At 68.5% G+C, this 19,294-nt stretch carries 20 protein-coding genes; 5 read left to right on the top strand and 15 right to left on the bottom strand.

Annotated features, from left to right (window positions below; genetic code table 11):
* Nucleotides 1-162: 162 nt before the first annotated feature.
* Nucleotides 163-837 carry an HAD family hydrolase gene (locus tag ACRWNM_RS18160; RefSeq protein WP_431968960.1) on the top strand — a complete coding sequence of 225 codons (675 nt, stop codon included), beginning with the start codon at nucleotides 163-165 and terminating at the stop codon, nucleotides 835-837.
* Here the strand turns inward: ACRWNM_RS18160 and ACRWNM_RS18155 are convergent.
* From ACRWNM_RS18155 to ACRWNM_RS18115, 9 genes are all read right to left on the bottom strand, one after another.
* Nucleotides 807-1,445 carry a MerR family transcriptional regulator gene (locus tag ACRWNM_RS18155; RefSeq protein ID WP_431968958.1) on the bottom strand — a complete coding sequence of 213 codons (639 nt, stop codon included), beginning with the start codon at nucleotides 1,443-1,445 and terminating at the stop codon, nucleotides 807-809. The two genes, ACRWNM_RS18160 and ACRWNM_RS18155, sit on opposite strands and share 31 nt — an antisense overlap.
* Before the next feature lie 163 nt (nucleotides 1,446-1,608).
* A complete protein-coding gene (locus ACRWNM_RS18150) occupies nucleotides 1,609-2,214 on the bottom strand; it encodes a LuxR C-terminal-related transcriptional regulator (protein WP_431968956.1) in 606 nt (201 codons plus the stop codon).
* 558 nt (nucleotides 2,215-2,772) lie between these two features.
* A complete protein-coding gene (locus tag ACRWNM_RS18145) occupies nucleotides 2,773-3,327 on the bottom strand; it encodes a GNAT family N-acetyltransferase (RefSeq protein ID WP_431968954.1) in 555 nt (184 codons plus the stop codon).
* Between the two features lie 79 nt (nucleotides 3,328-3,406).
* Nucleotides 3,407-4,972: a polyamine aminopropyltransferase gene (locus ACRWNM_RS18140; RefSeq protein WP_431968952.1), complete on the bottom strand. Its 1,566-nt coding sequence runs from the start codon at nucleotides 4,970-4,972 to the stop codon at nucleotides 3,407-3,409.
* Nucleotides 4,973-5,398 carry a DUF350 domain-containing protein gene (locus ACRWNM_RS18135; protein WP_431968950.1) on the bottom strand — a complete coding sequence of 142 codons (426 nt, stop codon included), beginning with the start codon at nucleotides 5,396-5,398 and terminating at the stop codon, nucleotides 4,973-4,975. It lies immediately after the preceding gene.
* Nucleotides 5,399-5,440: 42 nt separating this feature from the next.
* Nucleotides 5,441-5,860: a DUF4247 domain-containing protein gene (locus ACRWNM_RS18130; RefSeq protein ID WP_431968948.1), complete on the bottom strand. Its 420-nt coding sequence runs from the start codon at nucleotides 5,858-5,860 to the stop codon at nucleotides 5,441-5,443.
* Between the two features lie 126 nt (nucleotides 5,861-5,986).
* Nucleotides 5,987-6,943: a Ku protein gene (locus tag ACRWNM_RS18125; RefSeq protein ID WP_431968946.1), complete on the bottom strand. Its 957-nt coding sequence runs from the start codon at nucleotides 6,941-6,943 to the stop codon at nucleotides 5,987-5,989.
* Entirely contained in the window at nucleotides 6,943-8,052 is a 1,110-nt protein-coding gene (locus ACRWNM_RS18120; RefSeq protein ID WP_431968944.1) for a lycopene cyclase family protein, read from the bottom strand. The genes ACRWNM_RS18125 and ACRWNM_RS18120 overlap by 1 nt, the downstream gene beginning before the upstream one ends.
* A 229-nt stretch (nucleotides 8,053-8,281) precedes the next feature.
* A complete protein-coding gene (locus tag ACRWNM_RS18115; RefSeq protein WP_431968942.1) occupies nucleotides 8,282-9,046 on the bottom strand; it encodes an SDR family oxidoreductase in 765 nt (254 codons plus the stop codon).
* A 187-nt stretch (nucleotides 9,047-9,233) separates the two neighbouring features.
* Here ACRWNM_RS18115 and ACRWNM_RS18110 point away from each other — a divergent pair, with 187 nt between their 5' ends.
* Together ACRWNM_RS18110 and ACRWNM_RS18105 are read left to right on the top strand one after the other, a co-directional pair.
* Nucleotides 9,234-10,865, top strand: a complete 1,632-nt coding sequence (locus tag ACRWNM_RS18110) for an ABC-F family ATP-binding cassette domain-containing protein (RefSeq protein WP_431968940.1) — start codon at nucleotides 9,234-9,236, stop codon at nucleotides 10,863-10,865.
* A gap of 83 nt (nucleotides 10,866-10,948) precedes the next feature.
* Entirely contained in the window at nucleotides 10,949-11,188 is a 240-nt protein-coding gene (locus ACRWNM_RS18105; protein WP_357459224.1) for a helix-turn-helix domain-containing protein, read from the top strand.
* 154 nt (nucleotides 11,189-11,342) lie between these two features.
* On the opposite strand, the gene ACRWNM_RS18100 is transcribed toward ACRWNM_RS18105, so the two are convergent.
* The 4 genes from ACRWNM_RS18100 to ACRWNM_RS18085 all read right to left on the bottom strand — a co-directional run bounded on the left by ACRWNM_RS18100 (nucleotide 11,343) and on the right by ACRWNM_RS18085 (nucleotide 13,953).
* Nucleotides 11,343-12,305, bottom strand: a complete 963-nt coding sequence (locus ACRWNM_RS18100) for a hypothetical protein (RefSeq protein ID WP_431968938.1) — start codon at nucleotides 12,303-12,305, stop codon at nucleotides 11,343-11,345.
* 15 nt (nucleotides 12,306-12,320) lie between these two features.
* A complete protein-coding gene (locus ACRWNM_RS18095; protein ID WP_431968936.1) occupies nucleotides 12,321-12,776 on the bottom strand; it encodes a hypothetical protein in 456 nt (151 codons plus the stop codon).
* Between the two features lie 259 nt (nucleotides 12,777-13,035).
* On the bottom strand, nucleotides 13,036-13,452 hold the full coding sequence (locus ACRWNM_RS18090; protein WP_431968934.1) for an acyl-CoA thioesterase: 417 nt from the start codon (nucleotides 13,450-13,452) through the stop codon (nucleotides 13,036-13,038).
* A 78-nt stretch (nucleotides 13,453-13,530) separates the two neighbouring features.
* Nucleotides 13,531-13,953: a cupin domain-containing protein gene (locus tag ACRWNM_RS18085; RefSeq protein ID WP_431969108.1), complete on the bottom strand. Its 423-nt coding sequence runs from the start codon at nucleotides 13,951-13,953 to the stop codon at nucleotides 13,531-13,533.
* Between the two features lie 150 nt (nucleotides 13,954-14,103).
* Between ACRWNM_RS18085 and ACRWNM_RS18080 the strand changes: the two genes are divergently transcribed.
* Both ACRWNM_RS18080 and ACRWNM_RS18075 read left to right on the top strand, forming a co-directional pair.
* Nucleotides 14,104-14,610 carry a MarR family winged helix-turn-helix transcriptional regulator gene (locus ACRWNM_RS18080; protein ID WP_431968932.1) on the top strand — a complete coding sequence of 169 codons (507 nt, stop codon included), beginning with the start codon at nucleotides 14,104-14,106 and terminating at the stop codon, nucleotides 14,608-14,610.
* A 126-nt stretch (nucleotides 14,611-14,736) separates the two neighbouring features.
* On the top strand, nucleotides 14,737-15,528 hold the full coding sequence (locus ACRWNM_RS18075; protein WP_431968930.1) for a hypothetical protein: 792 nt from the start codon (nucleotides 14,737-14,739) through the stop codon (nucleotides 15,526-15,528).
* Between the two features lie 6 nt (nucleotides 15,529-15,534).
* Here the strand turns inward: ACRWNM_RS18075 and ACRWNM_RS18070 are convergent, their stop codons facing one another.
* Together ACRWNM_RS18070 and ACRWNM_RS18065 are read right to left on the bottom strand one after the other, a co-directional pair.
* The gene (locus ACRWNM_RS18070) at nucleotides 15,535-16,101 is read right to left on the bottom strand and encodes a TetR/AcrR family transcriptional regulator (RefSeq protein WP_011210017.1); all 567 of its coding nucleotides are present in this window, start codon (nucleotides 16,099-16,101) and stop codon (nucleotides 15,535-15,537) included.
* A gap of 130 nt (nucleotides 16,102-16,231) precedes the next feature.
* The gene (locus ACRWNM_RS18065) at nucleotides 16,232-19,048 is read right to left on the bottom strand and encodes an aconitate hydratase (protein WP_431968928.1); all 2,817 of its coding nucleotides are present in this window, start codon (nucleotides 19,046-19,048) and stop codon (nucleotides 16,232-16,234) included.
* Between the last annotated feature and the right edge of the window lie 246 nt (nucleotides 19,049-19,294).

The following is a 19,294-nucleotide window of genomic DNA, read 5'->3' as shown; positions in this document are numbered from 1 at the left end:
GCGACGCGTGCGCGATCGGAAGACATATCACTTTCGGACGGAAATCTTTCGGAAGGAATAGTCCGGAGGAACTGTCACCTTTGTGTAATGGCGATCGATGCAGTGTGCCGGATACGGTCCCGCTGCACCGAAGAATTGCCGAACACAGAGCGGAGAAAAACTGTGACGAGCAACACAGCGCGGGAGCGCATCGCCATTTGGTCGGATTTCGGGGGAGTGCTCACGCCGCCGGTAGCCGAAACATTCGCCGCATTCTGCGCGAAGACGGGATTGGCGCCGGATCCGTTGCGCCGTGCGATCGCGGAAGTCACCGCGTCGTTCGGTACCGAGGACATGATGCTGCCGCTGGACACGCCCCTGATCAGTGAGGACGAGTGGCTGGAGCTGGTGCGCGCGGCGCTGCGCAAGCAGGGCGTGCACACGGAGGTCCCCAGCCTCGCGGACGCCTGGTTCGACGGCCGAAAGGCCAACGTGCCGTGGGAGAACGCGCTGCGGCGCTACCGCGACGCCGGCCTGTTCGTCGGCATGCTGTCCAACATGCCGCCCGCGTGGGAGCCGCACTGGCGGCGGATGGTCGTCGCGGAGGAGCTGTTCGAGGAGATCGTGAACTCGGCGCAGGTCGGCTGCCGTAAGCCCGATCCCGGGATCTTCGAGCTGGCGGCCGCGCGCGCGGGCATCGACCCGCAGCGGTGCGTCCTGGTGGACGACCTGCCGCAGAACTGCGAGGGCGCGCGAGCGGCGGGCTGGCGCGCGGTGCAGTTCCGTGACGCCGCGACCGCGACCGCCGAGGTGGACGCCGCGGTGCGTCAGCTCGTCGGCGAGGGCGTCGCGATATAGGCCGAGGCCGCGTCCTCGTGCGCCAGCCGGCGCAGAGCGCTGAACATCGCATCGCCGAGCGCGGTCCAGACGACCAGCGCCTCGGCCATGCTCTCCGCGTTCGGCTGGCGCAACAGCGTGTCGATCTCCTTGGCTGCGATCCGTTCGGCCAGTTCGGCGTAGTCGTCGAGCAGGTCCCAGTACTCCTGTCCCAGCCTGCCCAGGGTGGCGAGCACCGCCGCGAGCGTGCCGCGGGCCGGGTTGGTCTCGCGCACCTGCCAGCCGCGTTTGGCGATGAGTTCGCGGACCTGCTGAGCCGCGGCCAGCTGCGTCTCGTCCGGCTCGGCGGCAGGCGGCCTGGACATCGCGAACTGTGCCTTGCCCGCGGATTCCAGCACCGTCATCCCCGGTGTGTGCATCTTGTCCAGCACTTCCCTGGTCGCCGCCACCGACAAGCCGCCGACCTCGATCAGGGCCCGGACCAGCTTGAGCCGTCGCACGTGGGAATCGTCGTACTGCATCTGGTTCGGGCTGGTACGTTCGCCCGGAAACAGCAGCCCCTCGCGCATGTAGTACTTGATGGTGGGTGCAGGCACGCCCGAGACCTTGCTCAACTCGGCGATACGCATATCCGCCTCCCGTCCGCGGCTACTTCTGGTCGACCCAGTGTACGGGTAGACGGATAGCGACCAGTTCCGGTTGCTGCTCGAATGCCCCGGTCGGATCAGGGTAAACGGTCGCCGACGCCACAACCGCGCGCGGGCGCCGGGCGGACCATGCCCGGCGGCGCCGTCATGCGGAATTCTGTTGTCCCGTATGGGCCCGGTACCGATTCACCGCGTCTATTCGAGAGACGGCGCCCAGCTTGTCGAAAATGCTCCGCAGGTGCCGTTTCACGGTGCCCTCGGTGATCGAGAGCGCGTTGGCGATCTGACGATTCGTCATCGCCTCGGCCACGAGGCGCAGCACCTGCTCCTCGCGCGCCGAGAGCCTGCCCCGATTCGCCGCCGAGCCGGTGAGGAAGTCGCGCGGCACGCTGACGGTGATCTGGTCCTCCACCGAGGCGATCCCGCGAATCGCGCTGACCAGCTCGCTGCGCGAGATCTTCTTGTGCAGGAAGCATCGCACGCCGGCGTCGAGCATGTCGTAGAGCAGCGTCTCGGTGCCGGTCGAGCTGAGCACGACGACGGCCGCGGCCGGGCAGGCGCGGGTCAGCGCGCGCACCATCTGCACGGTGGCGCTGCCGATTTCGTCGTTGTCGAGCACGATCACGTCCGGATGCACGGCCGCGGCGAGATATCCGGCCTCGCTCCACGACACGTCGCCGACCACCGCGAAATCCTCTTCGGAATTCAGGAAACCGCACAACATCTCGCGGGTGAGAAAGTTGTCCGTCACAATCTGAATGTTGACGACCCGTTGCGCCATATCGTTTGTCGGTATCACCGAGACGAGGCGTGGAGCGGAACATTCCGAAATGGCGTCCGGCGCCGCATTTTCGATGTTTGCCGAGCGTCTTACTCGGGCGGTTCCACTCATTTTCACCACATCCACCTCGGGGTTGCTTGAGTCGGGCGCACGGCAAGCATCCTTGTGACACCCCCGTACGTTGCCGACCCGTCGGCCGATGCCACGACAGCACACGGCATCAACCCGCTGGATTCTGTTCGCCGATGAACCAGAGAACCGGCCCCGCCTCGAATCGGCGTCGAAACGACCACCGACACTTGGCATTTGGAACCTGAGACCGGTTATAGGAAGTGACCCTATCCGTAAACGGTTGTCTCCACAACCCAGGTGTTCCGCAGCGCACAATTCGGCTTGAAGTGTTCCCGATCCGTTAACACTTACCGCAAGGGTTGGAAACGTGGCTGTGAGAACTGTGTGCCGGAATTAATGGTCAAGCCACTAAAAATGGGGGCACTCGGCACGATTCGCCGGTGGGCCGCCGTGCACTCAGCGTCCGCCGCGGCCCTCGCCTGCCAGCCGGCCACGGCGGATGAGATCGCGTTTCGTGCCCGGAGCGATGGGCGGCAGCGCCGCGTCGGCGTCGGCCGTCGGCTCTTCGGGATTGGGGCGCACGAACAGTGTGACGGTCGCGGCGGGACGGAAGCCGCTGCGGGTCATCAATGTCGCCGAGGCGGTGTTGTTGTTCTCCACGTCGGCGACGATGCGCAGCGCGCCGCGCGCGAACAGCGCCGCCGAGCACGCGTCGACCAGCCTGCGCGCGATGCCGTTTCCCTGCATATCGGGCGCGACGGCGATCCACTCGAGGTAGCCCCAGTCGTCACGCAGCTCGAATTCCATGGAGCCGAGCACGAATCCCACCACCCGATCGGAATCCAGCGCCACCCAGCACGCGTTGTCCGGACTGTCCAGGTGCTCGGCCACGCTGGTCAGCGACCACGAGGTGTAGGGCTTGGTGCTGGTGTCGAAGACCTGGTGCCCGAGATCGAGCACCTGGCGCAGATGGCCGAGGCCCATCGGGACGAGCACGGTGGCGTTGTCCATGGCGGCCAGTGTGCCAGGGGCCCGCCGCTGTGCGGCCGAGGCGCGAGCGCGCGCCTCGCGCTGGTGACCTCGCGGTGACTCAGCGCCGCCACTCCCGAAGTTCCAGGTCCACGATGACCGGATGCATGAGCGTCGAGACGGGCGCGCCGGTGTCGCGACGGTCGGGCGCGAACACCGCGGCGGCCGCCAGCGAGGCCTCGTCGAGCGAGCGCGGCGGGGCGGGCGCGTCCAGGCGAAGGCGCGGTTCGGCTTCCCTGGTCGCCAGCACGAAACCCCAGTCGCCGAAGCTGGGCACGTCGACGTGGTAGGGCAGCGTCCGCAGACCCGCCGCGCGGATGGTGTTCGCGATGCACCAGTACGAGCGCGGCGCGAAGAACGGGGAACCGGACTGGACCGCGAGCGTGCCGCCGGGCGCGAGCACGTGGGCGGCCATCGCGTAGAACTCCTTCGAGTACAGCTTGGCGATCGAGGTCTGGTCGGGATCGGGGAGGTCGACCAGCACCGCGTCGAACGCGCCGGGGGAGTCGCGCAGCCAAGAGAAGGCGTCCTCGTTGACCACGCGCACCCGCGGGTCGTCGAAGGCGTTGCGGTTCAACGCGATCAGCCGCTCGTCGGTGCGGGCCAGCCGGATCATCTCCGGGTCCAGCTCCACCAGGGTGATCGTCTCGACGTCGGGGTAGCGCAGGATCTCGCGCAGCGCGAGGCCGTCGCCGCCGCCGAGCACCAGCACGGTGCGGCGCGGACCGGCGAGGGCAGGATGCACGAGCGCCTCGTGATACCGGTATTCGTCCACCGAGGAGAACTGCAGATCACCGTTGAGGTAGAGCCGGGTGTCCGGCGTGCCGAACGGCGAGATCGATTCGGTGAGCACGATGTTCTGATACTTCGTCCGCTCGTGCAGCACGATCGGGTGGGCGAACAGCGCCTGCTGCGCGGTCGCTTCGAACCGGTCGGCGTACAGATAGCTGCCGAGCAGCGTCGCCGCGACGAACGCGGTCAGCGCGCCGAAAGCCCAGCGGGCACGTGGGCGGAGTTCGGTGCGGAACAACAGGAATACCAGCGCAAGTCCCGCCGCCGCGTTCACGACGCCGACGATCAGGCTGCCGCGGATCTGGCCGAACATCGGAAGCAGCAGGAACGGGAAAGCCAGCCCGCCGAGCAGCGCGCCCACGTAGTCCGCAGCGAACAGGTCGGCCACCGCGCTGCCCGGCTCCTGCTTGCGTATCCGCTGCAAAAGCTCCATCAGCAGCGGGATTTCGGCGCCGACCAGGATGCCGAGAACGCTCGCGATCACGATGAGCGCCGTGGTGTAGATGTTCAGCCAGGCGTAGGCCGCGTAGAGCATCACCACCGACAGCCCGCCGAGCAGCGCGAGGAGCAACTCCACCGCCACGAACGCCGCCGCCGCGTGCCCGCGCAGCGGTTTCGCGGCGAGCGCGCCCAAGCCCATGGCGAAGACCATGACGCTCAACGTGATCGAGGCCTGCGCCGCGGTGTCGCCGAGCAGGTAGCTGCCCAGCGTCACCAGCGACAGTTCGTAGACCAGGCCGCAGGCCGCGCACACGAACGCGGTGACGAGCAACGCGATGCGGGCCGGGCGGCGCCGCAGCGGCGGTAGCGGCGCGGTGTCGGTGCCCGCGCGCATTTACGACAGGCCCGCCGCCACCACGAAGGACACCGCGAGATGCAGCGCCGCGGTGACCCACACGGCCGGGTGAATCGCGCTGTCCGCGACCACGTCTCGGAACTGGCCCGGGGTGAGCAGATCCAGCAGCAGGAACGACGACGCCATCGCGCCGAGACCGATCACGCCGTACACCGCGCTGGCCACCAGCGCCTCGCCGATCGCGCCCTGTGAGGTCCAGATCGCCATGGCCACGATGATCCCGACGCCGAGCAGATTCGACGCCACCAGCAGCGAGGCGTTCCGGTTCCGCTCGACCCAGATCTGTTCGCGCAGATTCCCGGGCGTGATGACGTCCACGAGCACGAACCCCAACGCCATCAACGCGATGCCGACGCCGGTGTAGGCGAGCGCGGCGCCCGCGTCGGCAGCTAGGTCTGCCAGCATGTATTCCTCCTGAAACTCCGACGATCCCCGAGCGCGCGGGCGTTATTTGCCACCCTGGCTGCGGTATTCGCTGCCCGGCGGCTGGCTCGGCCAGCCGAAGCCCGACACCGTCGAGTGATGGCGGCGGTACCCGTTGCCGTACTGGTCGACGAGGATCATCGAGCCCGTCCCGTGCGGGGCGACGGTGACGATGTCGTTGCGGTACTGCAGATAGGTGCGGTCGCCGACACGGCGGTTGTCCAGCGGCTTCTCGGCCGCGGCGATGGCGTTGCCGACCGCGGCGGGCGCCAGGGCGGCGGTGTAGGCGCGGCCGTCGTTCACCTGATCCAGCGAGGTGGCCCGGGAATACTTGGCGGCGATGAAATCGCGTGCGCTCTGAGTGTCTTTGCCGCAGCCGACGACCGAGAGCAGCAGCGCGGTCAGCGCCGCGAAGCCGATGACCGTTCTGCCGAGGTGGTTCATGCGTCCCCCCGTCGAGCGCCGGGCCGGGCCCGGTAGGTGATACGTCGAGTCCCCTCCGTCGAAACTCGACCGGCACTGTATCACCGACGCCACGGTCGGCGTCCAGTCCGCGAATTCGCCCGTGCGCTAGGCGCCTTTGCGCGCGGGGGTCTTCTTCGCGGCCTTCTTGGCCGGCTTCTCGGGGGTCTTCTTGGTGGCCTTGGCCGCCTTGGTGGTCTTGGCCGCCTTCGCGGTCTTCTTCGCGGGCGCGGCCTTCTCGGCGGTCTTCTTCGCCGCGCCGCCGGAACCCGCCGCGCGCCTGCCGCTGGCCTCCAGGCTGCGCTGCAGCGCCGCGACCAGATCGACCACCTCGGCGTCCATCTCGGCGGCCACGGGCTCGGGTTTGGCGGTCACCCGGTCGCTGCCGCTGGCGATCGCCTCGTCGAGCATCTTCTGCAGCTCGGCCTGGTACTCGTCGGTGAACTGGCTCGGGTCGAAATCGTCGGACATGGACTCGACGAGCGTCTCGGCCATCTTGATCTCCTGCGGCCGCGGCTCGGTCGCGTCCTCCAGTGATTCGAACTCGACGGCGCGCACCTCGTCGGGCCACAGCAGCGTCTGGAGCACCAGCATGCCCTCGCGCACCCGCAGCGCGGCGAGGCGAGTCTTCTGGCGCAGGGTGAAGTGGACCAGCGCGGTCCGGTCGATGCGCTCCAGCGTGGTCGCCAGCAGCACGTAGGCCTTCGGCGTGGTGGAGTCCGGCTCGAGGTAGTAGCTCTTGTCGAAAAATATCGGGTCGATCTGCTCGGACGGCACGAACTGCAACACCGGGATCTCGTGCTTCTCGGCGGCGGGCAGGCGGGCGAAATCCTCGTCGGAGAGGATCACCGTGTCGCCCTCCGGGGACTCGTACGCTTTCGCGATGTCGACGTACTCGACCGGCTTGCCGTCGACGGTGCAGACGCGTTGATACTTGATCCGGCCGCCGTCCTTGGCGTGCACCTGGTGGAATTTGATGTCGTGGTCCTCGGTGGCGGTGTACACCTTGACCGGGACGTTTACCAGCCCGAATGCAATCGAGCCCTTCCAGATAGCTCGTGCCATCACTCCATCATGGCCGAACCACCCCGCCCGCGCGACCGAACCGGAATCGCCGAGGTCGCGGCGGCGATTCGCACCCTCGATCGGGCGGGAAGCGCGGCGAACAGCGCGCGCATGGCGGCGACGGTCCCGCCGAGGTCGGCGCGACCCGACAGGTAGGCGCGTTGCAGTGGCGCGGGCAGTGCGAAGAAGGCGTCGAAGAACCCGGGAACGTCGGCGGGCGGCAGCGCGAGCAGCGCGCGCAGCCCGGCCGCGCGCAGGACATGAACGGCGCGCGCCGACGGCGGCCACGCATTCTGTCCCGCGGCCACCGTGTCGGCGGCGGCGAGCGCGGCCGCCACGCTGTAACCCGTTGCGGGATGGGTGAATCCGCCCGCCGCGCCGAACGCGCGCGGGCCCGGTCGGCCGCCCTGCACCGGAAAGCGCACCCGCTCGACGGGCTCGTCACCGCCGAGCGCGATACCGCGCGCACGCAACCGGTGCAGCAGCCGGGTGCGCAGCTCGCCGATGTCCAGCGCGGGCCGCCCGGCCAAGCAGGTCTCCTCGAGCAGCATCGCGCCGCCGCCGAGCGGCACCGCGTACAGGAACGAGCGCGGCGCGGCCGGGCCCGCGCCGTTGTCGGCGCGCCAATCCATGAACAGCGGCTCGATCCCCGCGGCCGCGCTCGCGTCGACGACCACCCCGTAGGCGGTCTGCTCGGCGCGAGCGGGGGAGCGGGCGATTCCGCGCGCGTCGATCACGCGCTCGGCGGTGAGCACCCGGCCCGAGGCCAGCGTCACCGCGCGCCGATCGAGCCGTACGGCGCGATCGGCGACGATCTCCGCCCCGTCGAGTGCGAGCGAGTCGCGCAGCCGCTCGGTGTCGAGCACGACGTAGGGCCGATCCAGCTCGTGCCGCCGCGCGCCCCACGCCGTCGGGCGCGCCACGGTCGCCGCAGCGAGCGTGGGATCCAGCCACTCGGGCAGTTCGTCGGCCCAGGCCGCGTAGGTCGCGGTCCACCGCCGCTCGGGCGACGGATCGACCGCGACCACGGACAGACCTCTGCTCAGACACCGATGCGCCAACGCGCGTCCGGCCGGGCCGAGGCCGCAGACGGCGACGTCGGCCGTCACGACAGCGGCGCAGGACGACGGCGCGGCGCGATCACGACTCGGCGCATCGGTTGCTGCCCTCCCATCGACTCGGTCCCGCCGAGCCTAGGCCCTGTCGCGAAGTCCCATCAGGCGCCTTCGCGGCCCAGATCGCCGCCACGGATGCATCCGGCCGGACTTCGAGGCAGGGCCTGGTTCCGGGCCGATCGGCGCCGAGCGGCAGCGACGGCCGTCGCCTGAGCAGTGCGGCTCAGATGCCTCCGGTGGAGAGCAGTCCGCCGTCGACCCGCACGGTCTCGCCGGTGATCCACGCGGCCTCGTCCGACACCAGGAACCCGATCAGCCGCGCGACGTCCTCGGGCGCGCCGAGCCGCTTCATCGGGTACATCGCCGCCGCCCGCTCCTCGTCGGCGGAGTAGAGCGCGTCGGCGAACTTGGTCTTGACCACGCCGGGCGCCACCGCGTTCACCCGGATCTTCGGGCCGAGCTGCCAGGCCAGCTCGTCGGTGAGGTGGATGAGCGCGGCCTTGGAGGCACCGTAAGCCGCGATCACGCCGCTGGAGCGGATGCCCGCGACGCTCGCGACGTTCACGATCGCGCCGCCGTGCTCGCCCATCCACGCCTTGTACGCCTCCTGGATGTACCCGAGCGCCGCGACCACGTTGACATCGAAGATCTTGCGCACGGCATCCAGGTCGGCGTCCATCAGCGCGCCGTAGGTCGGATTGATGCCGGTGTTGTTGATCAGGATGTCGAGCGAACCGAACTCCGAGACCGCGCGCGCGACCGCGGCCGCGCGGCTGTCCGCGTCGCCGGAGTTGCCCGCCAGCGCCACGACCTCGCCCTGGTGGCCCAGCTCCCGCAGCTCGGCGGCGGCCGCCTCCAGCGGTTCGGGTTTCCGCGCGGTGATCACCACGTTCGCGCCGCGGCGCAGCAGCTCGGCCGCCACCGCTTTGCCGATGCCCCGGCTGGCCCCACTGACCAGCGCGCTCTTGCCCAACAGATCGGTACTCATGACACCGCACGCTACCGAAGCCGGGCGAACGACAGTTACCGCGGTCACACCGGCTTCCTCTGGTGCGAGGCCCCGTCGGGGCACAGGTAAAATCGGTGGTTCTTGTGCGTTTCGGGGCGCACAATCGGGCAGCGAGCCCGGCCCCGGCCGTAACACCCCAGCACCGCCATCCGTGAGGAGCCCATCTGTGATCACCGCGACCGACCTCGAGGTCCGGGCCGGAGTCCGCACCCTGCTGTCGGCGCCCGGTCCCGCGCTGCGGGTGCAGGCCGGTGACCGCATCGGACTGGTCGGGCGCAACGGCGCGGGCAAGACCACCACGCTGCGCATCCTGGCGGGCGAGGGCGAGCCGTACGCCGGAAAGATCCTGCGCTCCAGCGAGATCGGCTATCTGCCGCAGGACCCCAAGGAAGGCAATCTGGACGTGCTCGCGCGCGACCGGGTGCTCTCGGCCCGCGGCCTCGACACGCTGATCCGCGACATGGAGAAGCAGCAGGCGCTGATGGCCGAGGTGGCCGACGAGAAGGAGCGCGAGAAGGCGATCCGCAAGTACGGCAGGCTCGAGGAGCGGTTCTCGGCGCTCGGCGGCTATGTCGCGGAGAGCGAGGCCGCCCGCATCTGCCACAGCCTCGGTCTGCCGGACCGGGTGCTCGGTCAAGCGCTGCGCACCCTCTCCGGCGGTCAGCGCCGCCGAATCGAATTGGCGCGCATCCTGTTCTCCGCCTCCGACGGCAGCGGCGGGCGCTCGGACCGCATCCTGCTGCTGGACGAGCCGACCAACCACCTCGACGCCGACTCGATCACCTGGCTGCGCGGGTTCCTGCAGAGCCACGACGGCGGCCTGATCGTGATCAGCCACGACGTCGAGCTGCTCGACGCGGTGGTCAACAGGGTGTGGTTCCTCGACGCCGTACGCGGCGAGGCCGACGTCTACAACATGGGCTGGAAGAAGTACCTCGACGCTCGCGCCACCGACGAACAGCGCCGCCGCCGCGAGCGCGCCAACGCCGAGAAGAAGGCCTCCGCGCTCAAGGCGCAGGCCGCCAAGCTCGGCGCCAAGGCGACGAAAGCCGTTGCGGCGCAGAACATGGTCAAGCGGGCCGAGCGGCTGCTCGACGAGCTGGACGACGTGCGAGTCGCCGACAAGGTGGCCAGGATCAAGTTCCCCGAGCCCGCCGCCTGCGGCAAGACGCCGCTGATGGCCGAGAACCTGACCAAGATGTACGGCTCGCTGGAGATCTTCACCGGCGTCGACCTGGCGATCGACCGCGGCAGCCGGGTCGTCGTGCTCGGCCTCAACGGCGCGGGCAAGACGACCCTGCTACGCCTGCTGGCGGGGGTGGAACAGCCGACCGCGGGCGGGCTGGTGCCCGGTCACGGTCTGAAGATCGGCTACTTCGCCCAGGAGCACGACACCCTCGACGACGACGCCACGGTCTGGGAGAACATCCGGCACGCGGCGCCGGACGCGGGGGAGCAGGACCTGCGCGGGCTGCTCGGCGCGTTCATGTTCACCGGTCCGCAGCTCGACCAGCCCGCGGGCACCCTGTCCGGCGGCGAGAAGACCCGTCTGGCGCTGGCCGGACTGGTGTCCTCGGCGGCCAATGTGCTGCTGCTCGACGAGCCGACCAACAACCTGGATCCGGTGTCCCGTGAGCAGGTGCTCGACGCCCTGCGCACGTACGCGGGGGCCGTCGTGCTGGTCACCCACGATCCGGGCGCCGCGGAGGCGCTGTCCCCGGAGCGGGTCATTCTCCTCCCCGATGGCACCGAAGACCACTGGTCCGCGGAATATTTGGAACTTATTCAGCTTGCGTGAGTTTCATCACACGAACCCGTTGATCACGGACTGCTCAGTGCTTAGCCTGGAAAGACGCGCTGCTCGGCGACTCGGAGGAAGCCATGAGCGACAGGGCCACACAAAGCAAGGCCGTATTGGGTAAGGGCACACGCGTCACGGGGAAATCGCGTGACCGTCTGCAATCGCAGCTGAAGAAGCAATACGAGGCGGGTGCAAGCATCCGCTCGCTGGCGCGGTCGACGGGGCGCTCCTACGGTTTCATCCACAACGTGCTGGTGGAGTCGCATGTGCAACTCCGCAGCCGCGGTGGAGCGAACCGCCGTAAGGGCGTAGGCAAGTAGCCGTCCGCGCCGGCTCGAATCCGGTGGCTGCGCGGTATCTTTCGCAGCCACCGCGGGGTCTTTCGTGATGCCCGCACCGGGCGAGATGTCGCGACGGTGCGCGGCGAGGCGGACCCGGTCCGGCGAGAGATCGCGAGAGGCCGACGAGCCTCGGTCAGTAGCCGGGAACCATGCCGTCGCTGTGCACGAGCAGGTTGGACAGGCTGCGGAAGATCGGCAGGCCGGTCTTGATCTCCAGGTAGGCGAACTGGCCCTGCGGGTTGACCTCCAGGAAGTAGTACTCGCCGTCCAGCCCGAGGCGCAGGTCGAGCACGCCGAAGCTGAGGCCGAGCGCCCCCATGAGCGTGGCCAGGGATTTGCTCACCGAGGCGGGCAGCTGGTCGCGGGCGAACTCGACGGAGGTGTCCAGCCGCGAATCGACCCGGCCGACGCCCGCCTGGGAGTCGATGCGCACCGTCCACGCGATGCCGTCCACCCATACCACCCGCAGATCGCATTCGGCCTGGATGTAGTCCTGGAAGGTGGTCGGCGCCGACCTGATGCCGGTCAGCTTGCCGAAGTCGGCCAAGGTGATGATCCTGGTCTCGGCGAACTCCGCGCGCCCCGTGCCGGTGCGCTTGTAAACCACTGGGCCGGGCCGTGATTCGGCGAAGCTGCGGGCCTCGTCCGGATCGTTGGTGATCAGCGTCTCCGGTATCGCGAATCCGGCCCGCTGCGCCGTCTCGAGCTGGACGATCTTGCGGGCCGCGGTGCGGTCGGCGCCGGGATCGTTGATCCAGAACGCCGGGATCGACCACAGCAGGCCCTGGATGAAGCCGTCGCATTCGGCCTGACGGTAGGCGTCGTCGGAGGCGCGGACGCCGCCGGGCACCTGGCACGGGTGCGGTCGCCGCCACCACACCGAGCGGACGGTGTCGAGCCCGATGACGTGCGAGAGCGAGCGCGTGGTGCCGAGCCGGTCCAGCCGGAAACTGCCTGACTCGCGCGGGAAATCGCGCAGGTCGAGGTGTATCGGACTGAGTCCGTGGTGTTCTCGCAATGTCGCCGCCATCGCGGTGGCGTGCAGATCATCGGATTCGGAAACGATCAGGACCGAGCCTGGGAGACGGCTCACCATGGGCAACAGATCCGCTCAGTCGAGACTGTCGCAGTTGATGCCGTCGTCGCTCGTCGCGAACGATTTCGTCTGGCAATAGGTATAGGTCGCACCGCTGCCCGCCGGATAGTCCACCAGCCGCAACCGATCGGCCCAGGTGGCCGTGAGTTGTTGCAGCAGTTCGTCGCCCAGCGCTTCCGAGGGCGGCCCGGCGATGGTCATCGGCCGGTCCACGAGATCGATGCGCAGCCTGCGGGTGAAATCCGCGGTGGCGCCGGGGCGGATGTCCACCAGCACCGGCCTGCCGTCGCCCGCGCGGTCGTCGGCGGCGTTGTCGAGCACGCGGAGCACATCGTCACGGCGGAAGGTCCACGTGCCCTCGGCGACGCGGACGGTGATCTCGCGTTCCGACTCGGCCACCAAACGGCCCTGCAGCGCGGGTACGCGGTCTTCCGTCGACGTGGCACCGGGGCGGTGGATTGCGTCGGCCATGGTCTGCTCTCCGATCTGCTCGCGATTTGCCAGGACCCCCGAGCGTGAACCGAATCATAACGCGGGAGGGGGCTCCCTCGGCCCAGATCGAAAGATTTCACGGCCGTTGGCAAACCGGATCCGGACGCGGAAGGCGCTAGCGCCGAAAGATTTTCGGCAGTCCGAAAATAGCCCTGCCGCTATCTTTCAGCTAATTCCATATGGGGGTAGCGGACGAGTATTGCCCAAGATTGGCGGCCATACCGCCCGCGCCTCGGTGCTACAGACCGAGTAGATCCGGTCGCTCGGCGAGAGCTCGGAAACGCTCGCCCGGCTCGGCGACCAGCTTGCGCGCGGACAGATCGAGCAGGCCGCCGGTCACCGCGACTTCGGCCGAGACGGTACCGTCCAGCTTCCGGATCTGCTGGCGCATCCGGAAGATCTTGCCCGCCGCCCACTCGAATTCGCAGCTGATCGTCACCTCGTCGCCGCCGCGCAGTTCGCGGAAGTACTTGATCGTGGTCTCCAGGACCACCGGGCCGATATCTGCCGCGATGAGCTTTTCCTGCGCGATCCCGGCGGCGCGTAGCAGCTCCCAGCGGGCGTGCTCGGCGTACTGCAGGTATACCGCCTGGTTCAGGTGGCCCTGAGTGTCGAGCTCGTATCCGCGGACGACGACGGGGACGGAAAAGGTCATGCCAAGTCGAACCCGTCGCGGCCCACGGATGTTCCCGGGCCGGCTGAAGTATGCGCCACAGTCCTGCGCGCCAACGCATTACCGCCGGTTGGCGTTCCGCTCCGCCCACCACTGCGGTGCGTCCACGAAGTGGTTGTCGAACTCCTCCTGTGCAGCGGCCAGGTCGTCGAGCGTCGCCTCGCCCCTGCCGAGGCGGTCGAGCAGGCGGAAGTACTCGAAACGTTCGACGCCCGGCATGAGCGCGATCAGCAGCCGCGCGGAGCTGTCCGGCGACGCGCCGAACGCGTGCGGCATGAGCTTGGGGACCACGAGCGCGCCGCCCGCGCCGACGGTGACGATCTTGTCGCCCGCCAGCACCTGGAGTTCGCCCTCCGCCACGTAGAACAGCTCGTCGGACTTGGTGTGGTAGTGCGGCGCGGCCCCGTCGGCGCCGCGGGCCATGGTGACTTCCAGGCTGCTGACCGACCCGCCGGTCTCGTTCGCGTCGATCAAGAGACGCATGCGCGCGGTGTCGGTGCCGAGATTCTCCGCCTCGTGCGGCTGACGGATGGCGAAGTCGCGGCGGGGGAGGGAGGTGGTCATGACTACTCCAGTAGTTCGGTGATTGATAATTCGCTACAGAACTATATATCAGCGAATAGAATCGTGTCCATGACTGACACGACAACGGATCCCGTGGACGCCATCGCCGAGCAGTGGGGGCGCGAGCGACCCGATCTCGACCTGGAGGCGATGGCGATCATCGGGCGGCTCGGGCGGCTGACGATCGTGGCGCAGCACGCGATCGAGGCGGTGTTCACCGCGCATGGACTGCAACGCGGCGAGTTCGATGTGCTTGCCGCTCTGCGCCGTTCCGGCGCGCCCTTCGAGTTGAACCCCTCGGTGCTCGCCGACACGCTGATGCTCTCCCGCGCGGGCATGACCGGGCGCCTCGACCGGCTCGAATCGGCGGGTCTGGTGCGCCGCCTGGCCGACGCGACCGACCGGCGTGCCGTTCGCGTGGCGCTGACCGACGAGGGCAGGGAACTGGTCGACACCGTGGTGACCGCGCACACCCTCAACGAGACCCGCATCCTCTCGGTGCTCTCCGCGCAGGACCGCAAGGATCTGGACCGCATCGCGCGGCGCCTGCTCGCCAGTCTCGAAGGCAAGGACTGACATTCGGCCGGGCGCGTCGCGGAAAGCGTCGTGCGAAATCGAGTAGTGCGCTACTCGTGTGCCCCGCGCCGCGCGGACCTACCGTGTGGCCCTGGCTCCAGAATTCCAGGCGGGCAAGGAGAACCGATGATCGACATCATCACCCTCCGGGGCACCGGCGAGCCCCGGAACGCGGACGGCGCCCCCGCGGGCATGCTGCGCGACGTCACCAAGCTGCTCGATCCGGAGAAGTTCACCGCGTTCGAGCCGAACTGGCCCGCGTCGGTCGGCCCGGCGCCCGACGTATGGGGTCCTTCGCTGGAGACCTCGGTGCGGCTCGGTATCGCGGCCGGCGTGCGCGCGATCCAGGATTCGCCCAATGTCTGCGGGCTGCTGAGCTATTCGCTGGGCGGGATCTGCGCGAGCCGCATTCTGGAGGGCGTCAGGTCGGGCAAGTACCGCAACGTCGACGGTTCGCCGCTCGAGATCGCGTTCGCGGTGAACATCGCCAACCCGTTGCGCAAAGCGGGCCAGTCCGTGGGCAACCTGTGCCCGCCGTCCACCTACGGGCTGCACGGGCAGCGCGGCGCGTGGCCGAGTCTCGACGTCAAGGAGTACGCCAATCCCGGCGACATCATCACGGCCTCGCCCGCGGACTCGCCGCTGCGCGTGATCGACGTCGGCATCTCCCCGTTCTCGTTCGTCGAGGGCGCTCGCTTCGGGAACGTGACCCCGCTGATCTTCGACGAACTGCTGCGCTTCCTGTTGCAGAACCCGCAGGCCAACCTGGACCGCTACACCAAGGCCGTGCAGGGCGTCATCGGCTACCTCACGCCGTGGCCGGACGGTCAGCACGTCCTCTACTCGGGCCACAACATGCCGGGCACGAACGTCCTCTGGACCACACACGCGGCCGACTACCTGAACGCCACGCACTGACGCCGGTCAGTCCTTGCGGCGTACCGAGGCTTCGACGAGATCGAGGACGGCGGAGAGGTTTTCGTTGGTGTGGCCGGAGGCGATCCGGGCGATGAGGCCGTCGAGGACCAGGTCGAGATAGCCGAGCAGGACGTCGGTGGGGACGTCGTCGCGCAGTGCGCCCGCGGCCTTGCGGCGCTCCAAGCGCGCCAGGGTCGCGGCGGTCAGTTCGGCCGAGCGCTGGGTCCAGCCCGCGCGGAATTCGGGATCGGTGCGCAACCGCCGCGCGATCTCCAAACGGGTGCCGAGCCAATTGAATTGCTCGGGGTGGGCGAGCATATCGCGCATCACCTGCACGATGCCCTGATTGGCCGCGACGTCGGCCATTCGCTCGGCGTCCTCCTGCGCCAGCGCGAGGAACAGCGCGTCCTTGTCGCGGAAGTGGTGGAAGATGGCGCCGCGGGACAGGCCGATGGCCTCTTCGAGGCGGCGCACGGTCGCGCCGTCGTACCCGTATTCGGCAAAGCAGCGCCGCGCCCCGTCGAGAATCTGACTGCGCCGGGCGGCGAGGTGATCATCACTGACTTTGGGCATGGCGTGGCTCCTCCGAAGCGGGTGGCGCGGCGGGATGCGGAGAGGTCCGCGCATCGCCGAAGCGATGCGCGGACCCTTCACGAGCTGACGGTCGGGGAAGACCGCTGGGGGATCATCCCCGGAACCCGACCTAGCCGCGGATCATGTTGCGCAGCACGTACTGCAGGATGCCGCCGTTGCGGTAGTAGTCGGCCTCACCGGGGGTGTCGATCCGAACCACCGCGTCGAAGGTGATCTTCTCACCGGTCTCCTTGGTGGCGGTCACCTTCAAGGTCTTCGGAGTCACACCCTCGTTCAGCTGGGTGATGCCCTCGATGTCGAAGGTCTCGGTGCCGTTCAGCTTCAGCGACGCGGCCGACTCACCGGCCGGGAACTGCAGCGGGATGACGCCCATACCGATGAGGTTCGAGCGGTGGATGCGCTCGAAGGACTCGGTGATGACGGCCTTCACGCCCAGCAGGCTGGTGCCCTTGGCGGCCCAGTCACGCGAGGAACCCGAGCCGTACTCCTTGCCGCCGAGCACGACCAGCGGGATGCCCGCGGCCTGGTAGTTCTGCGAGGCGTCGTAGATGAAGGCCTGCGGGCCGCCGTCCTGGGTGAAGTCGCGGGTGTAGCCACCCGAGACATCGTCGAGCAGCTGGTTGCGCAGCCGGATGTTGGCGAAGGTGCCGCGGATCATCACCTCGTGGTTACCGCGACGCGAGCCAAGGGAGTTGTAGTCCTTGCGCTCGACGCCGTGCGAGTCGAGGTACTGCGCCGCCGGGGTGCCCGGCTTGATCGGACCGGCCGGGGAGATGTGGTCGGTGGTGACCGAGTCGCCGAGCAGCGCGAGCACGCGAGCGCCCTTGATGTCGGTGACCGGGGCCGGCTCCATCTCCATGCCGTCGAAGTACGGCGCCTTGCGGACGTAGGTCGAGTTCTCGTCCCACGCGAAGGTGTCGCCCTCCGGGGTGCTCAGGTTCTGCCAGCGCTCGTCGCCCTTGAAGACGGTGGCGTAGGACTTGGTGAACATGTCGCGGTTGATCGCCGACTTGATGGTGTCGTCGATCTCCTGCGGCGACGGCCAGATGTCCTTCAGGAAGACGTCGTTGCCGTCGGTGTCCTGGCCGAGGGCGTCGGTCTCGAAGTCGAAGTCCATGGTGCCCGCGAGCGCGTACGCGATGACCAGCGGCGGCGAGGCCAGGTAGTTCATCTTCACGTCGGGGGAGATGCGACCCTCGAAGTTGCGGTTACCGGAGAGCACCGCGGTGACCGACAGATCGTTGTCGTTGATCGCCTTGGAGATCTCGTCCGGCAGCGGGCCGGTGTTGCCGATGCAGGTGGTGCAGCCGAAGCCACCCACGTAGAAGCCGAGCTTCTCGAGGTACGGCCACAGGCCGGCCTTCTCGTAGTAGTCGGCGACGACCTGCGAGCCCGGCGCCATGTTGGTCTTCACCCACGGCTTGGAGGACAGACCCTTCTCGACCGCGTTGCGAGCCAACAGGGCGGCGCCCAGCATGACCGACGGGTTGGAGGTGTTGGTGCAGGAGGTGATGCCCGCGACCACGACGGCGCCGTGATCGAGCACGAAATCGCCGCGCTCCGGATCGGAGACCTTGACCGGCTTGGACGGGCGGCCGACGCTGCCGTTGGCGGCGGACGGCAGGATCGCGTCGTCGTCGGCGAAGGACAGCACGGCCGGATCGCTGGCCGGGAAGGACTCCTCGACGGCCTCGTCCAGGTGCGAGTGCGGGGTCACGGCGGCGGGGCCGCTCTCGGCGTCGCTGGTGTAGTTGTGGATGTCCTTGCGGAACGCGGTCTTGGACTCCGACAACAGGATTCGGTCCTGCGGACGCTTCGGGCCTGCGATGGACGGCACCACGGTGCTCAGGTCCAGCTCCAGGTACTCCGAGTACGCGGGCTCGTGATCGGCGTCGTGCCACATGCCCTGCTCCTTGGCGTACGCCTCGACGAGCGCGAGCTGCTCGTCGCTGCGGCCGGTCAGGCGCAGGTAGTTGATGGTCTCCGCGTCGATCGGGAAGATCGCGGCGGTGGAGCCGAACTCGGGGCTCATGTTGCCCAGGGTGGCGCGGTTGGCGAGGGGCACCTCGGCGACGCCCTTGCCGTAGAACTCGACGAACTTGCCGACCACACCGTGCTTGCGCAGCATGTCGGTGACGGTGAGCACGACGTCGGTAGCGGTGACGCCCGGCTGGATCTCACCGGTCAGTTTGAAGCCGACGACGCGCGGGATCAGCATGGAGACCGGCTGGCCGAGCATGGCGGCCTCGGCCTCGATGCCGCCGACGCCCCAGCCCAGCACGCCCAGGCCGTTGACCATGGTGGTGTGCGAGTCGGTGCCGACGCAGGTGTCGGGGTAGGCCTGGCCGTTGCGGACCATGACGGTCGGCGCCAGGTACTCGATGTTGACCTGGTGCACGATGCCCATGCCCGGCGGGACGACCTTGAAGTCGTCGAAGGCGCCCTGGCCCCAGCGCAGGAACTGGTAGCGCTCGCCGTTGCGCTGGTACTCCAGGTCGACGTTGCGCTCGAGGGCATCGGCGCGGCCGAAGACGTCGAGGATGACCGAGTGGTCGATGACCATGTCGGCGGGGGAGAGCGGGTTGACCTTGTTCGGGTCGCCGCCGAGAGCGGTGACGGCCTCGCGCATGGTGGCGAGGTCGACGACACAGGGCACACCGGTGAAGTCCTGCATGATCACGCGGGCCGGGGTGAACTGAATTTCGGTGTCCGGCTGGGCCGAGGGATCCCAGTTCGCGATGGCGCGGATGTGGTCGGCGGTGATGTTGGCGCCGTCCTCGGTGCGAAGCAGGTTCTCCGCGAGGACCTTCAGTGCGTAGGGGAGTTTTTCGGTGCCGGGCACGGCCGAGAGACGGAAGATCTCGTAGGAGTTGCTTCCGACCTCGAGGGTGCCCTTGGCGCCGAAAGTATCGATACTTGTCGTCACGTCAGCTCCACTCGTCTGTGAGGGTTGGTCACCGGCGGGGCTGTGCCGGCGACTCGAGTCTTTGGAGGGGCTCCAGCGCCTGGGGGAGCGCCGGTTCCTCGCGCCACGACTCTAACAGTACGCTTGTCCTGTGAAATGCGCGGGGGCCGTTCGGTGTGGCGGGTGGCGGTGAACGAACATCGTGTCGCGTACTGTGCTTTCGAGCTAGTCGGGGTATAGGTAGCTCACCCTGCAGAGTTGGATGCC

It is taken from the genome of Nocardia sp. bgisy134, assembly GCF_965341865.1.
Lineage (GTDB): Bacteria > Actinomycetota > Actinomycetes > Mycobacteriales > Mycobacteriaceae > Nocardia.
This window is presented reverse-complemented; position numbering and strand designations above follow the sequence as displayed.

Bases quoted from the DNA above. Each gene is read 5' to 3' on its own strand.
- ACRWNM_RS18155 (WP_431968958.1), bottom strand. From the start codon at position 1,445: ATGCGTATCGCCGAGTTGAGCAAGGTCTCGGGCGTGCCTGCACCCACC.
- ACRWNM_RS18145 (WP_431968954.1), bottom strand. From the start codon at position 3,327: ATGGACAACGCCACCGTGCTCGTCCCGATGGGCCTCGGCCATCTGCGC.
- ACRWNM_RS18140 (WP_431968952.1), bottom strand. From the start codon at position 4,972: ATGCGCGCGGGCACCGACACCGCGCCGCTACCGCCGCTGCGGCGCCGC.
- ACRWNM_RS18135 (WP_431968950.1), bottom strand. From the start codon at position 5,398: ATGCTGGCAGACCTAGCTGCCGACGCGGGCGCCGCGCTCGCCTACACC.
- ACRWNM_RS18130 (WP_431968948.1), bottom strand. From the start codon at position 5,860: ATGAACCACCTCGGCAGAACGGTCATCGGCTTCGCGGCGCTGACCGCG.
- ACRWNM_RS18125 (WP_431968946.1), bottom strand. From the start codon at position 6,943: ATGGCACGAGCTATCTGGAAGGGCTCGATTGCATTCGGGCTGGTAAAC.
- ACRWNM_RS18115 (WP_431968942.1), bottom strand. From the start codon at position 9,046: ATGAGTACCGATCTGTTGGGCAAGAGCGCGCTGGTCAGTGGGGCCAGC.
- ACRWNM_RS18105 (WP_357459224.1), top strand. From the start codon at position 10,949: ATGAGCGACAGGGCCACACAAAGCAAGGCCGTATTGGGTAAGGGCACA.
- ACRWNM_RS18100 (WP_431968938.1), bottom strand. From the start codon at position 12,305: ATGGTGAGCCGTCTCCCAGGCTCGGTCCTGATCGTTTCCGAATCCGAT.
- ACRWNM_RS18095 (WP_431968936.1), bottom strand. From the start codon at position 12,776: ATGGCCGACGCAATCCACCGCCCCGGTGCCACGTCGACGGAAGACCGC.
- ACRWNM_RS18090 (WP_431968934.1), bottom strand. From the start codon at position 13,452: ATGACCTTTTCCGTCCCCGTCGTCGTCCGCGGATACGAGCTCGACACT.
- ACRWNM_RS18085 (WP_431969108.1), bottom strand. From the start codon at position 13,953: ATGCGTCTCTTGATCGACGCGAACGAGACCGGCGGGTCGGTCAGCAGC.
- ACRWNM_RS18080 (WP_431968932.1), top strand. From the start codon at position 14,104: ATGACTGACACGACAACGGATCCCGTGGACGCCATCGCCGAGCAGTGG.
- ACRWNM_RS18075 (WP_431968930.1), top strand. From the start codon at position 14,737: ATGATCGACATCATCACCCTCCGGGGCACCGGCGAGCCCCGGAACGCG.
- ACRWNM_RS18070 (WP_011210017.1), bottom strand. From the start codon at position 16,101: ATGCCCAAAGTCAGTGATGATCACCTCGCCGCCCGGCGCAGTCAGATT.